Origin of the sequence: Paenibacillus sp. FSL K6-1330, from assembly GCF_037976825.1 — a bacterium.
Lineage (GTDB): Bacteria > Bacillota > Bacilli > Paenibacillales > Paenibacillaceae > Paenibacillus_AQ.
In genome coordinates this window covers 737,213-750,453 of record NZ_CP150269.1, presented here as the reverse complement: position 1 = coordinate 750,453, position 13,241 = coordinate 737,213, and the positions used below count along the sequence as shown (strand labels likewise).

At 50.2% G+C, this 13,241-nt stretch carries 12 protein-coding genes and 1 riboswitch; of the genes, 7 read left to right on the top strand and 5 right to left on the bottom strand.

Annotation, left to right across the window (positions count from 1 at the left end):
- The first annotated feature begins 37 nt into the window (after positions 1-37).
- A complete protein-coding gene (locus tag NYE54_RS03275) occupies positions 38-2,341 on the top strand; it encodes a glycoside hydrolase family 65 protein (RefSeq protein WP_339269993.1) in 2,304 nt (767 codons plus the stop codon).
- A 251-nt stretch (positions 2,342-2,592) separates the two neighbouring features.
- Here the strand turns inward: NYE54_RS03275 and NYE54_RS03270 are convergent, their stop codons facing one another.
- Positions 2,593-3,627: an EAL domain-containing protein gene (locus tag NYE54_RS03270; RefSeq protein ID WP_076322295.1), complete on the bottom strand. Its 1,035-nt coding sequence runs from the start codon at positions 3,625-3,627 to the stop codon at positions 2,593-2,595.
- Between the two features lie 205 nt (positions 3,628-3,832).
- Complete coding sequence (locus tag NYE54_RS03265; protein WP_339269990.1) at positions 3,833-5,371, bottom strand: GGDEF domain-containing protein; 1,539 nt, start codon at positions 5,369-5,371, stop codon at positions 3,833-3,835.
- 236 nt (positions 5,372-5,607) lie between these two features.
- Here NYE54_RS03265 and NYE54_RS03260 point away from each other — a divergent pair, with 236 nt between their 5' ends.
- From NYE54_RS03260 to NYE54_RS03235, 6 genes are all read left to right on the top strand, one after another.
- Positions 5,608-5,991: a VOC family protein gene (locus tag NYE54_RS03260; RefSeq protein ID WP_076322297.1), complete on the top strand. Its 384-nt coding sequence runs from the start codon at positions 5,608-5,610 to the stop codon at positions 5,989-5,991.
- Positions 5,992-6,162: 171 nt separating this feature from the next.
- A riboswitch (TPP riboswitch) is annotated at positions 6,163-6,274 on the top strand.
- Positions 6,275-6,388: 114 nt separating this feature from the next.
- The gene (locus NYE54_RS03255; protein ID WP_339269988.1) at positions 6,389-7,420 is read left to right on the top strand and encodes an ABC transporter substrate-binding protein; all 1,032 of its coding nucleotides are present in this window, start codon (positions 6,389-6,391) and stop codon (positions 7,418-7,420) included.
- Positions 7,421-7,511: 91 nt separating this feature from the next.
- Positions 7,512-7,805 carry an MTH1187 family thiamine-binding protein gene (locus NYE54_RS03250; protein ID WP_339269986.1) on the top strand — a complete coding sequence of 98 codons (294 nt, stop codon included), beginning with the start codon at positions 7,512-7,514 and terminating at the stop codon, positions 7,803-7,805.
- Positions 7,802-8,557, top strand: coding sequence for an ABC transporter permease (locus tag NYE54_RS03245; protein ID WP_339269984.1), 756 nt, complete (start codon positions 7,802-7,804; stop codon positions 8,555-8,557). The genes NYE54_RS03250 and NYE54_RS03245 overlap by 4 nt, the downstream gene beginning before the upstream one ends.
- A 54-nt stretch (positions 8,558-8,611) precedes the next feature.
- Positions 8,612-9,445 carry an ABC transporter ATP-binding protein gene (locus tag NYE54_RS03240; protein ID WP_339269982.1) on the top strand — a complete coding sequence of 278 codons (834 nt, stop codon included), beginning with the start codon at positions 8,612-8,614 and terminating at the stop codon, positions 9,443-9,445.
- Between the two features lie 79 nt (positions 9,446-9,524).
- Complete coding sequence (locus tag NYE54_RS03235) at positions 9,525-10,340, top strand: TatD family hydrolase (protein WP_339269980.1); 816 nt, start codon at positions 9,525-9,527, stop codon at positions 10,338-10,340.
- A 32-nt stretch (positions 10,341-10,372) separates the two neighbouring features.
- On the opposite strand, the gene NYE54_RS03230 is transcribed toward NYE54_RS03235, so the two are convergent.
- From NYE54_RS03230 to NYE54_RS03220, 3 genes are all read right to left on the bottom strand, one after another.
- Entirely contained in the window at positions 10,373-10,549 is a 177-nt protein-coding gene (locus tag NYE54_RS03230) for an aspartyl-phosphate phosphatase Spo0E family protein (RefSeq protein WP_076322303.1), read from the bottom strand.
- A 157-nt stretch (positions 10,550-10,706) separates the two neighbouring features.
- Entirely contained in the window at positions 10,707-12,257 is a 1,551-nt protein-coding gene (locus NYE54_RS03225) for an extracellular solute-binding protein (RefSeq protein ID WP_339269978.1), read from the bottom strand.
- 68 nt (positions 12,258-12,325) lie between these two features.
- On the bottom strand, positions 12,326-13,210 hold the full coding sequence (locus NYE54_RS03220; protein ID WP_076322305.1) for a carbohydrate ABC transporter permease: 885 nt from the start codon (positions 13,208-13,210) through the stop codon (positions 12,326-12,328).
- Positions 13,211-13,241 lie beyond the last annotated feature (31 nt).

Here is a 13,241-nt window from a genome sequence, read left to right as displayed (position 1 = left end):
GCAACCATTTTTCCTAAAAACAAAGGAGCCGATGATTGTGAAACAATATTTAAAGCTTGATGAATGGTCAATTATTGAGGAGGGCTTTGATCCTCACACGCATGAGATCTCGGAGAGTATCTTCAGTATCGGGAATGGATTTATGGGCCAGCGCGCCAACTTCGAGGAATCCTACAGCGGCTCCTCCCTGCAAGGCAGTTATATGGCCGGCGTGTATTACCCGGATAAAACCCGTGTAGGCTGGTGGAAGAACGGTTATCCTGAATATTTCGCCAAAGTGCTGAACAGCACTAACTGGATTGGCATCGGCATTGAAATCGACGGCGCGCCGCTTGATCTAGCCAAGAGCACGGTGAAGGATTTTGTGCGTGAGCTGAACATGAAGGAAGGCTTCCTTTCCCGCAGTTTCACCGCTGTCATGGAAGACGGCAAAGAACTCAAGGTTGAAGCTGTTCGTTTTGTCAGCATCGTACGCCATGAGATTGGTGCCATCCGTTATGCAGTTACCCCACTCAATTTCAGTGGTGAGATTACGATTACCCCTTATCTCGATGGCGATGTGAAGAACAAGGACTCCAACTATGACGAGAAATTCTGGCTTGAAGTATTCAAGGAAGCTGCGCAAGGTTCGGCCGCATTGACTGTAAAAACCAAGAAGCTCGATTTCCATGTAACCTCCGTCATGTCTTATGCGATTTTAAAGAACGGCGAGAAGCTGGAACTTCAAGCGGAACTGGTGGAGAAAGAGAAATATGCGGGGAACCGCGTAGGCATACCCGTGTCTGAAGGTGAAGTCATCGCCATCTATAAATATGTGGCTAATGTTACTTCCCGCAATCATGGATTCGGCGAATTGGTGGATGCTGCACGTGCTGTGCTGGAGCCGGCGGCCCGGACCGGATTTGAGTTGCTGCTGAAGGAGCAGGCCGATGCATGGGGCGATAAATGGAAGGAAAGTGATATCGTCATTGAAGGCGATGTAGCAGCCCAACAAGCGATCCGCTTTAACATCTTCCAACTGAACCAAACCTACAGCGGCGAAGACGACCGCCTGAATATCGGGCCGAAGGGCTTCACCGGGGAAAAATACGGCGGCAGTACCTACTGGGATACCGAGGCGTATTGCCTGCCGTTCTACTTGAGCACCGCGGATGCCAGCATCTCGCGCAACTTGCTGATTTATCGTTATAAGCACCTGGAAAAAGCGAAGGAAAACGCCAAGAAGCTCGGCTTTACCAAAGGCGCTCTCTATCCTATGGTGACGATGAACGGCGAAGAGTGTCATAACGAGTGGGAGATTACCTTTGAGGAAATTCACCGTAACGGGGCGATTGCCTATGCCATCTACAACTATGTCAACTATACCGGCGACTTCTCTTACCTCGGCCAATACGGTCTGGAAGTGCTCGTGGAAATCTCCCGTTTCTGGGAAGAGCGCGTGAATTACGTGCCAGCGAAGGATCAGTATATGATGCTCGGCGTTACCGGTCCGAACGAGTATGAGAACAACGTGAACAACAACTGGTACACAAACCGGATTGCCAGCTGGACGATGGAATACACGCTCGACGTGCTCGAATATTTGAAAGAGAACGAGAATTCCCGCTATGCCGAGCTTACGGCGAAGCTTGCGCTGCAGGATGTCGAGACAACCAAATGGCAGGATATCATCAGCAAAATGTACTACCCGATAGATGAGGAGCTCGGCGTATTCCTGCAGCAGGACGGATTCCTCAACAAGGAGCTTGTTCCGGTGAAGCAATTGGACCCAGCCCACCTGCCCCTGAATCAGAACTGGTCCTGGGACCGCATTCTGCGTTCGGTATACATTAAGCAGGCTGACGTGCTGCAAGGATTGTTCTTCCTTGGCGATCAGTACGACTTGGCTACGAAAAAACGCAACTTCGACTTCTATGAACCGTTCACGGTACATGAGTCCTCCCTCTCGCCATGCGTACACTCCATTCTCGCGTGCGAGCTTGGGTACCAGGAGAAGGCGTACGAGATGTACCTCCGTACATCTCGCCTGGATCTGGACAACTACAACAACGATACCGAGGACGGCTGTCATACAACCAGCATGGCGGGAACCTGGATGTCCGTTGTGCATGGCTTCGGCGGCTTGCGTGTGAAGGATGGTGTATTGCATTTGAATCCATTCATTCCAGGCCACTGGTCTTCCTTCTCCTTCAAAGTGATGTTCCGCGGGTCCCGCCTGAAGGTCAACGTCAAAGGCAAGGAAACCATCATCGTGAACGAAACGGATACGCCGGCTGTCCTGAACGTGAATGGCAAGGAATACAGTATCAACGGATTTGGAGAGGTAACAGCCGCAAGATAACAAGCAAACTTGTTCAATCAATGGCTACCCCGAACTATATAAAAACAAGAGCCCTGGAGAACACTCCAGGGCTCTTGTTTTTACAGAAAACGGGCCTTCAGACATCATCATTACTCCTTCTTGAAGGACCCGTCTTCATCCATGCCAAGCATCTGTATTGTCTGAACTCAGCCAAAGGCTGCGGCAATCAGATGCCAAAGCTCCGCATCAAGATGGCGGGGGAATTGCCGATTATGTATGCTATGAATAGATTAGTTGAGAATGAGGTCACGCGGAGGCCGTTCAGATGGCTTCCCAAACAAATACCCCTGCGAGAGCTCGATCCCGATTTCTCGGCAAAAATGAAACTCCTCCCGTCTCTCAATGCCTTCAGCCAGCACCATGGCCCCAAAATCATGAGCCATGTTGGTGATCATTTTGAGCTGCTTCTGCTGGGCGGGATTACGATCGCAATGGTCGATCAGACTCCGGTCGATCTTTACATAATCCGGCTTAAGCTTAATCATCTGTTCCAATGTGGAATACCCTGCGCCGACGTCATCCATGGCTACCGAGATTCCATGACTGCGATAAACCTCGAAAATCGATTGCAAATGCTTAACATCATCAATCTTCTCGGTTTCCACGACCTCAAATACGAAATCCCTCGGATCCAGATGGAGCCTGTCTATGGTATTAAAGGTGTGGCTTAGACACATCTCCGCATCATATATGGAGGATGGCAGGAAGTTCACGAATCGCTTCACGCCGATAGGAAGCCACTCGGCACTGGTCTCAATGGCACTGGTTCGTGCTGCCCGGTCCAGAAATGCATGCAATCCGGTTTTACGGGCTGTCTCAAACAGCTCATACGGCTGGAATCTGGCTCCCCACTCTACCGGACGAAGGAGAAATTCGTAGGCCACGATCTGCTCGGATGTATCCACGATGGGCTGCATGTAGCTCGTAAACTGCTTATGTAAAATGATACTCACCATATCGTAATGCTCCATCTGCAGTTCGAACTTCTGCATAGGGGTCCACGAATGCCGGATTTGCGGAGCTTCTCCACCGGTAACACAGAAGGACAGCTCTTGACGAATCTTCAGCGGAAGGGGCTGCAGACACTTCATCATAGAGATCAGGTCCGCACGTACCTTGTAGTTCACAGCACAACCCTCATTGTTCTCTTGTACCGTGTAGCCGTTCACTGCCAGCAACTGAATAAGCTCACCACTTGCAGGCTTCATATGAATGGTCCCCTGGTCCTCAATCGGTTCAAAGGTGCTGCAATTGTCGCAAATCATGTTCGTCCTCCTTGGCAAGCTAGCTCTCACTATGCTTCTTATCGGCATTTTGAATATGATTTCTTTGCATTTTATGGATTTTATATCGAAGTTATGACCTATTTTAAGAGAAATGCGCAAGATTCGTGCAATGATTGCATCAAATTCTACAAAAATCGACTTATATTGCTTTTAACAACCTGTTGTCGATACTATGGTCATACATTCATCTACTCACCTTTTGATCCAAAAGCTGCAGCAGCATCGTCCGCTCTACATCAAAATGCCAGGGGGCGTTCCGTTCCTTCGCCGCATACATCGCTGCATCCGCACGACCAATCAGCTCCTGGTCATTTCTGGCATGATCTGGATAAACCGCAATACCGATACTCGGCGTGGTTCGGACCTCATGCCCTTCCAGCTCGTACGGCTCACTAAGCATCGTCCAGATCTCCTCCGCCATCCAGATCAGCTCCTGATCATCACCGGCCGGATGGATCATGACTGTGAATTCGTCTCCTCCTAAACGGGAAACCAAAACTCCCTTGGATTCGAGTGATTGAAGCCGGTCTGCAACCTTTCGTATCAACAAATCGCCGGCACGGTGGCCGTATCGGTCATTGACTCGTTTGAAACGATTCATATCCATATACAGCAAGCCTACACGGGAACCTGTGCGGTCCGCCTCCTTCAGCGAACTTGACAGCCTTGCATTAAAATAACGACGATTATACAGCCCCGTAAGATCATCGCGATGTGCCAGGGATTCACTCTGCATCAGACTTTCATGCAGTCGGTCCAACAAGCGGTCGTTCTCGAACTGGATCAAAATCTGCCTGAACAAGATCAGGATAACGCACAGGGAAAGGCCGGTAAACAGTCCAGTCCACCCTCCAAAATGCTGCGCCATAAGGGCAAACATCCCGCCGAGCACGCTGTAGGGAAGCAGGTACCTTACGATCAGGTTTCCGGTTGAACGAGGCTCCCGCTCGCCAACAGATGGATTACGGGTTTCAGGAGCGGACTGTCCGCCTGCGAAACTAATGAAAAATACCGATAACGTATAGAGTGGATACAGGTAGGAGCGAACCTCGATATCCAAAAGATCAACGAGATAGATGTACAGAACATCTCCGGCAATAAATGTACTTCCGCCAAGACATAACAGGATGGCCGCCCATTTCCTTAACTGTCCGGTATTAAAATACAACACCAGTGTAAAAAAAATAAGTACCATTGCGCACAGTGGATACAGCATGTCCACCCAAAGGTTTCCCCATACTGCCTCATGGACCAGACCCTGAAGCTCAGGCTTGATGAAATATTCCCATCCTACCGTCATGACCGCTATGCCAACAATCAGGATATCCAGCATAAACCGCAGCCCCCGAAACGAACCCTGAACATGCCGGAATAAATAAATGAGAGAACTTGCGAACAGGATAAGTTCGAGCCCCCAGAACAAATGGGTTAGAACTGGCAGGAAAGCGTTCTCTTTTCCAAACCAGATATTGCATGCGTGGAGGGTTCGGGCCACTGCCTCCCCCATCAATCCGAGACTCACAATAAGCCAAAACCTGCGAAGATGAACCTCAAAACGCCGACGGATCCGCATTAAATAAACGGAAGCGGCTGCAGGAGAAATAATGACTAGTACACGCTGAAGCGATAAAGCATCAGGCATCCACAGAGCGATCATTATCTGAATGAATGCATATATTATGGCGAGTCGAATCCACAGATGATCTGCTGGAGTTGGACTCATAAGCATTCCTCCTCGGCCAAAAGGTACGCTGGTTCACTTTAAGTGTGTTAGGTCTTTTGAATTAACATATCTATTTCTCATGATACTTTTTGCCCACCCAAAAGTAAAGATGAGGAAATGAAAGAAAAATCATCTTATTAGTCTGTGCACAAACAACATAACACCCACTTGACGTATAGGAATTATATGATAATATTTCAGTCATATCTTATATGAATCGGAAGGGGTGTTGAACCATGTCACAGAAACGATTGGATCATGTTGGTATTGTTGTCCGGGACCTTGAAGCTACAATCGCCTTCTATACATCCGTAGTCGGACTTGAGCTGAAGGACCGCCTGACCCATACTAATGGCGTCATCCAGCTGGCGTTCCTAGGATTTAACGGCAGCAACGAGACGGAAGTCGAGCTTATTCAGGGATACAGCGACACGCTGCCTTCGGAAGGAACGGTACATCATTTTGCAGTCAGCACGGATAACATTGAAGAGGAATATGCCCGTGTGCAGGGACTTGACGTTCCTCACTTGGACGAGGAAATCGTGACGCTTCCGAACGGGTACCGCTATTTCTTCGTGCACGGTCCCGAAGGAGAATGGATTGAGTTCTTCCAGCGCTAATCTCTGCGTAGAAGCCGTATTCAAACACTTTACCTTGTGAAAGGTTCATAGCATCAATTAATTCTCCCATTGCATTAGTGTTCTAACAAAGACCTGTCACGTTCGCGCCTCTTCGAACTAGACAGGTCTGCTGTGTTAGGACTATAATAGCGGATGTAATGATCGAAACTTCATAAATACCGGGGGAGCTGGAATTTGGCCGGCTGAGAGTGTATCCGATATGATACTGACCCTTACACCTGATCTGGGTAATGCCAGCGTAGGAAGCCCATGTTTGCGGCAGCTATTTATTTGCCGTGGTATACACTTACGCCGTCATGCGTCCTGATATCATCAGGGCGTTTTTTTTGTGGAGTTGCGAGGTAATAGAAAGAGAACTTAAAGGAGAGAAGAAACGATGAAGAAGGGAAGATGGATTCCGCTGCTTCTCGCTTGCGTCCTGCTGATGGTTGCGTCCGGATGCGGTACAAGCGGAGAGAACAAGAAGACAGGCGCCGCAGGTGAGGACAGTCAGACTTCCGGGAAGCTCCGTGACGTACAGCTGATGCTCGATTGGTCTGCCAATACGAATCACACCGGCCTGTATGCAGCGAAGGAGCTTGGGTATTATGAGGAAGAAGGGCTTAATGTCCAGATCGTCCAGCCGGGAGCAGGCGGAACGGATACGCTGGTCGCATCCGGAAATGTGCCGTTTGGCATCAGCTATCAGGAAGGCGTAACGCTGGCCAGAACCCAAGGATTGCCGCTCGTTTCCATCGCAGCGATCATTCAGCATAATACATCCGGCTTTGCGGCTCCCAAGGATAAAGGCATCTTGAAGGCAGGCGATTTTGAAGGGAAATCCTATGGCGGCTGGGGTTCGCCTGTGGAGGAAGCGGTTATGAAGTCCATCATGGAGATCGATGGTGCCGATGTCAGCAAGGTGAATATGGTCAATATGGGCGATGCCGATTATTTTACGGCCGTCAAACGCGACATTGATTTCGCCTGGATTTTCTATGCTTGGACGGGTATTGAAGCCGAGCTTCGCAATGAGCCGCTTGACATGATTTATGTGAAGGACTACTCCAAGCAGCTTGATTATTACACACCGGTGATCGTAACGAACGAGAAGCAGATCCAGGAAGACCCTGAGCTTGTCAAAGCGTTCATGCGGGCGACTTCAAAAGGATACGACTATGCGATTCAACATCCCGAAGATGCGGCAGCCCTGCTGACGAAGGCTGTTCCCGACCTGGATGCCGAACTGGTTCTCGCCAGCCAGAAATGGCTGAGCCCCCGTTATCAGGATGATGCATCCCGCTGGGGCGAACAGAAAGCCGAAGTATGGTCGGGGTACGCAGACTGGATGTTTGAGCGCAAGCTGCTGGAGAAGGAGCTTGACGCTGACAGCGCATTTACCAATGAATTTTTACCGGAGAAGCCATAAGGTTATTTCTATATTAAAGAAGAGAGACGGCCTTTGCAGCAGGCCGCCTCTCTTCCATTACAATACAGCTTGCACGAAAGGATGAGTTTATATGGCGAATACTCTCTTGAGCATTCAAGTAATACCGAGAACGCCAAACGGGACCGACAGCATCCCTTATGTAGATGAAGCGATCAAGGTTATTCAGGAATCAGGCGTGAAATACGAGGTTCATGCACTCGAAACGACCATGGAAGGAGAGCTCTCCGAGCTGCTCAGGATCGTTGAGCGCATGCACGAGGCGCTGGTGAATGCGGGCAGTCCCAGCATCATATCCCAGGTCAAAATCGCGCATCATCCAAGCGGCATCAGCATGGATAAGCTGACTGAGAAATACCGTCCATGAGAAGCTGGTGGAGTTCTGTTTGGCCGCCCGTTGTGGCGGTTCTCTTCTTTTTGGTGGTATGGCAGGCGGCAGTATCCGTGTTCGACATTGAACCCTTTATTTTGCCTGCACCGACGGCCATCGGGCATGAGGCCGTTACTGGAGCTTCCGGTCTCTTCCAGCATACAGCGGCCACCCTGCAATTAACCCTGATCGGCTTTATAATCGGTACGGCAATCGGTCTAATCATCTCGCTGGCACTGCACATGGTGCCTTTTCTCAAAACCGCCCTTTATCCGCTTCTTATTCTTAGCCAAAATGTGCCGACAATCGCCCTAGCCCCGCTTCTCATGATTTGGTTCGGCTTCGGCATGCTGCCCAAGGTTATCGTGATTACGCTGGTCTGCTTCTTCCCTGTCGCTGTTGCGGCCCTGGATGGACTCGCACGTACCGACCGCACCATGATGAATTATATGCAGATGGCGGGGGCTACCTCGTGGCAAATTTTCACCAAGCTGGAGCTGCCGCATGCCCTTCCCTCCATCTTCTCCGGGATTCGAATTGCGGCCACCTATTCGGTGATGGGGGCGGTTATCGGGGAATGGATCGGCTCGGACCGGGGAATCGGCTACTACATGATGCTGCAAAAATCCGGCTACCGCACGGATCGGGTATTTGTTGCCATCCTGGTCATCGTCTTGCTCAGCCTGCTGATGGTGCTGCTGATCACCCTGCTGGAGAAGCGGCTCATCCGCTGGAATCGAAAAGGTTGAGCCCCTTGTGAATAGACATTTCGAATCTTATATGAAAAGAGGCCATTTATCGATATGACACCTCAAGTATCCCTGCCTGTGCAGGACGGGGCTTACCCGTCCACTGCGTCGGTCTCATCAGCACCTGCCCTCGAGGTTCGCAGCCTTCGGAAAACCTTCCGCGACCGGCGCAGCGAAGTGCATGTACTGGATGGCCTTTCGCTTCAGGTACAACCCGGGGAATTCGTCTCCTTGATCGGTCCTTCAGGCAGCGGAAAGAGCACACTCTTCCATATCATCGGGGGATTAACCGCTCCGGATACGGGTTCGGTCCTCATGGATGGTCAGGACGTGACCGGGGAAAAAGGCCGCATCGCCTATATGCCTCAACAGCCAGCCCTGTTCCCTTGGCGTACGGTGGAGGACAATGTGCTCCTTCCCGAGGAGCTGAGAGGCACCACGAAAGCCGCTGCCAGGGAACATGCCCGCAGCTGGATGGAACGGGCCGGCCTCACCGGCTTCGAGAAGGCGTATCCGCACACCCTTTCAGGCGGAATGCAGCAGCGGGCGGCTTTTCTGCGCGCACTAATGAGTCCCCAGGAAGTCATGTGCCTGGATGAACCGTTCAGCGCATTGGATGCGCTGACGCGCAGCGATATGCAGCGCTGGCTGCTCGATATCTGGGAGGATACGCGCCGTTCGGTGCTGATGATTACCCATCATATCGAGGAGGCACTGCTCCTTTCGGACAGCATCTATATCCTGTCAGCCCGGCCCGGAACCATCTTGAAACGGGTAGAAGTCCCTTTCTCCCGCCCGCGCCGGGAAAACATCCTGATGGATCCGTCCTTCATCGCATTAAAAACCGAAATTTCCGCCATCATGCGGGAAGAACAGCATAAGCGCTGACCGATTAAGGCCAGCGGAATACATACATCCATGATTAGCCAAGCGCTTCGTGGAAGCTTACAAGCGAGGTTATGTAACGATGAAATCATTCACGCAAAGTGAAGCCAATTTACCACTGTTGGACACTCATATTCATCTGGACAGCTATTCGTTATCCGATCAACAAGCGATTCTCGCGGATATCCGTCATCATGAGGTTCAATCCGTTATCTCCGTCTCCATGCATCTGGCTTCCTGCAAGCGAAACCTGGAGCTGGCCAGGCAGTACGGACCGATGGTGCGGCCGGCTTTCGGTTATCATCCGGAGCAGCACCTCCCTTCCACGAACGAAACCGAAGAGCTGCTGGATTGGATGGCAGAGCATGCCGATGAGATGGTCGCCGTAGGAGAGGTGGGTCTCCCCTATTACGCCAGGCTGGAGGCTGAATCGAAGGGCCGACCTTGGGATAACCGCCCTTACGCCTATCTATTGGAGCAATTTATAGCATTTGCTAAAAAGCATCATAAACCGGTGATTCTGCACGCTGTATATGAAGATGCGGATATCGCATGTGATTTGCTCGAAAAATACGGCGTCACTCGTGCCCATTTCCATTGGTTCAAGGGCTCCCGTGACACCTTGCAGCGGATGGCCGGTAACGGATACTATATTTCCTTCACGCCTGACATCCTCTATGAGGAAGAAATTCGGGATATGGCATGTAGGTATCCGGATCATCTCGTCATGACCGAAACCGATGGTCCTTGGCCGTTCGAAGGTCCGTTCACCGGACAGATGACCCATCCTCGGATGACGGCTGCTGTGGCTGCGGCATGGGCGGAGCTTCAGGGGCTGTCCATATCCGAGGCTCGCAGGATTTTTTATGAGAACGCCGCGAGACTTTACGATCTATAAAAAGAATCTTCATTCAGCTTTAAGTCGGTTGTTTACGCAATCGGCTTGTTTTCTTTAAGAAATCGGTTATATTGATTAATCAACTCATCAAGCACGATCGATTGACCGAGGACTTTAGGATGATTAAAATCACGATACCGCTGCTTCATCTTATGAAGCTTATGCCGTTCTTGCTCGATATTAAACTTTATGCCTTCCTTCGTTTCCATGACTTTATATCCTCCCCTCATGTAATATTTTATGCTTTAATGTAAAATTATAGGATGTTTAATATTAGACATCAGAAATATAACATGGAGGAGCTATTCCTGTTATTCACGCCAAAAAACCACAATGCAAGTTGCAGCATTGTGGTATTGGATTCCATTATTTAACGTACTTCTCCTGATACGCCTTTGACATCTCGTCTGTAATTTCCTTCATCTTCGGATCACTCTTGATCGTTTCGATCAGTTTATCGTACGATTCAACCGGTTCTTTGCCCGTGATGACCATGACCCGCATATCCTCCACCTTCTTGGAAATCTCGGGATAGTATTTGTTATAGGCTTCCGAATACAGCTCTCCTGAAGGATTCGGAACCTTGACCGTCTTGCGCTCTGTGACAATCTCTACGTTTCGCTCATAAACTTCATCCGGCATCCCTACCGCGCTGATGGCCATATCGTCGCTGACGAGGTGAATCATATTGTTTAAGTTGCCGTCACCCGTCTTATCCACGGCGGCCTGCGGCGTTGCAACCTTCTTCCCGTTCTCCACATTATAATGGACACCTTCGATTCCGTAGGTCAGCATCTCATTGCCTTCTTGACTATAACCGTAATCGAAAAACTCGAGGATTTTCTTCACTTTCGCCTCCGGCACTTTCTTCGGAATCAGGTACACTCCATAGTACGGCGATCCTGAAGGCGTATACTTCACCCCGTTTGCATTCTCCAAGTAAGCAAGCGGCATTAGATCCGCCTTGGGGTCAACGCCTTTCACGGCTTCGCCGGTCACCCAGGCATGGTTCATGGACATGCCCCCTACCCCTGCCTTGGCACTTCGCATCGTATCCATCACCTGCGAGAACTTCATGATCGCGAAGTCTTTGGGGAACAAGCCCTCGTCATAAGCCTGTTTGATCCACAGCATGGCCTCCCTTGACTCGTCCGACGTCATAATCGGAGTCAGGGTATTATCGGGTTGAAGCTTCCAGGACCCTTGCGTTTCATTAAATATATTGTAAATATAAGCGAGAGCCCCCGGATTTGCGGCATATGGAATCTCATCGGCCTGTCCATTACCATTCGGATCCTGTTCCTTAAAAGCCTTTAACACGTTATGGAACTCATCCAGCGTTTTGGGCGTTTCCAGCTTAAGGGCATCCAGCCAGTCCTTGCGGATCATCGGGAACACTCCGCCGCCATAGCTAGGATAATAACGAGGAATGACGATGTTCTTGCCATCCACCTTGGTGATTTCCCACATTTCCTTCAGTTCTTCGCGGTTCAAATTCGGATAGTCTTTAAGAAACGGCGTCAGATCCCAGAAGACGCCCTGCTTCAGCATTTTCTGCAGCTGCGGGTTCTGCATCGTTTCCACGAAAGTAACCTCCGGAAGATCGCCGGATGCAAGCATGACATTGATCTTCTCTTCGGCCGTGGACGGCGACAGCCACGTAATATTCAGCTTGGTATTGGTGCGTTTCTCGAGCTCTTTCCATAGTACATTGGTGTTATCTATGAATTCGGTGGCATAATTCAGGGTCTGTATCGTAATGCTGGTTGGTTCACTGCTGTCTGTTCCGCTTCCGTTATCGCTCGGTGCACTTCCGTCTCGGCTGCCGCATGCGCTAAGCAAGAGTGAGCTTGCCAAGAGCAGCACCCCCGACATTTTTAAAAACGACTTGCCCGGCTTGGTTTCCTTTTTTTTCATCATTAGACCTCCCTTTTAATTTACATCTCGTCTGACTGATCATGATGGCAGTTAGACCGTATATCGGATCATTCCTTGACAGAGCCTACCATCGCCCCTTTGGCGAAGTGTTTCTGCAGGAATGGATACACTAACATGATCGGAACGGTTGCAATCACGACCGCCGCCATCTTCAACGTTTCTGTTGGGACGGGACGGTTCACTTGGAAGGCGAATCCGCCGCCGCTCCCCGATCCCATCGTTGTTGGGTCCACAAGCATATTTTGCAGCAATACTTGCAGCGGCCACATCTTCTGGTCGTTAATAAACATCAGTGCGTTGAAGTACGTATTCCAATAGCCGACGGCAAAGAACAATCCAAACGCCACCAACGCCGGCAGCGACAACGGCAGAATGATTCGCCAGAATACGCCGATATCATTCGAGCCGTCGATCATCGCGGCTTCCTCCAGACTTTCCGGAATGCTGTCGAAGAATCCCTTCATGAGCAGCACATACCATGCGCTGGTCAAGCTCGGCAGGATCAGCGACCAGACGCTGTCAATGAGTCCCACATTGCGGACGACCAAATACAGCGGCACCAATCCCGGCGTAAAGAGAAAGGTGATTAGGATCATAATCATGATGGCCTTGCGAAATCGAAGGCGTTTACGGGACACCGCATAAGCCAAGCCCCCGGTAACAAGCAGGCTGAGCAGCGTGCCAACCGTAGCCAGGAACACGCTCACGGAAATCGAGGTGACAAACAATCCGTTGGACAGTAAATGCTTGTAAGCATCCAGCGTCCAAACCCGCGGCCATAATATCAAGCTTCGTTGATAATATTCCACCGGATCGGTAAACGACAAAATAACGGTATAGTAAATCGGAAATATCGTTGCCAAACCGATGATCAGCAGCAATCCGTTATTCACAAAACCGAACAGCCTGGTTTTCCATCCTTTCTCATGCATGTTTTACTCCTCCTTGTCTCTTCGCCAATCC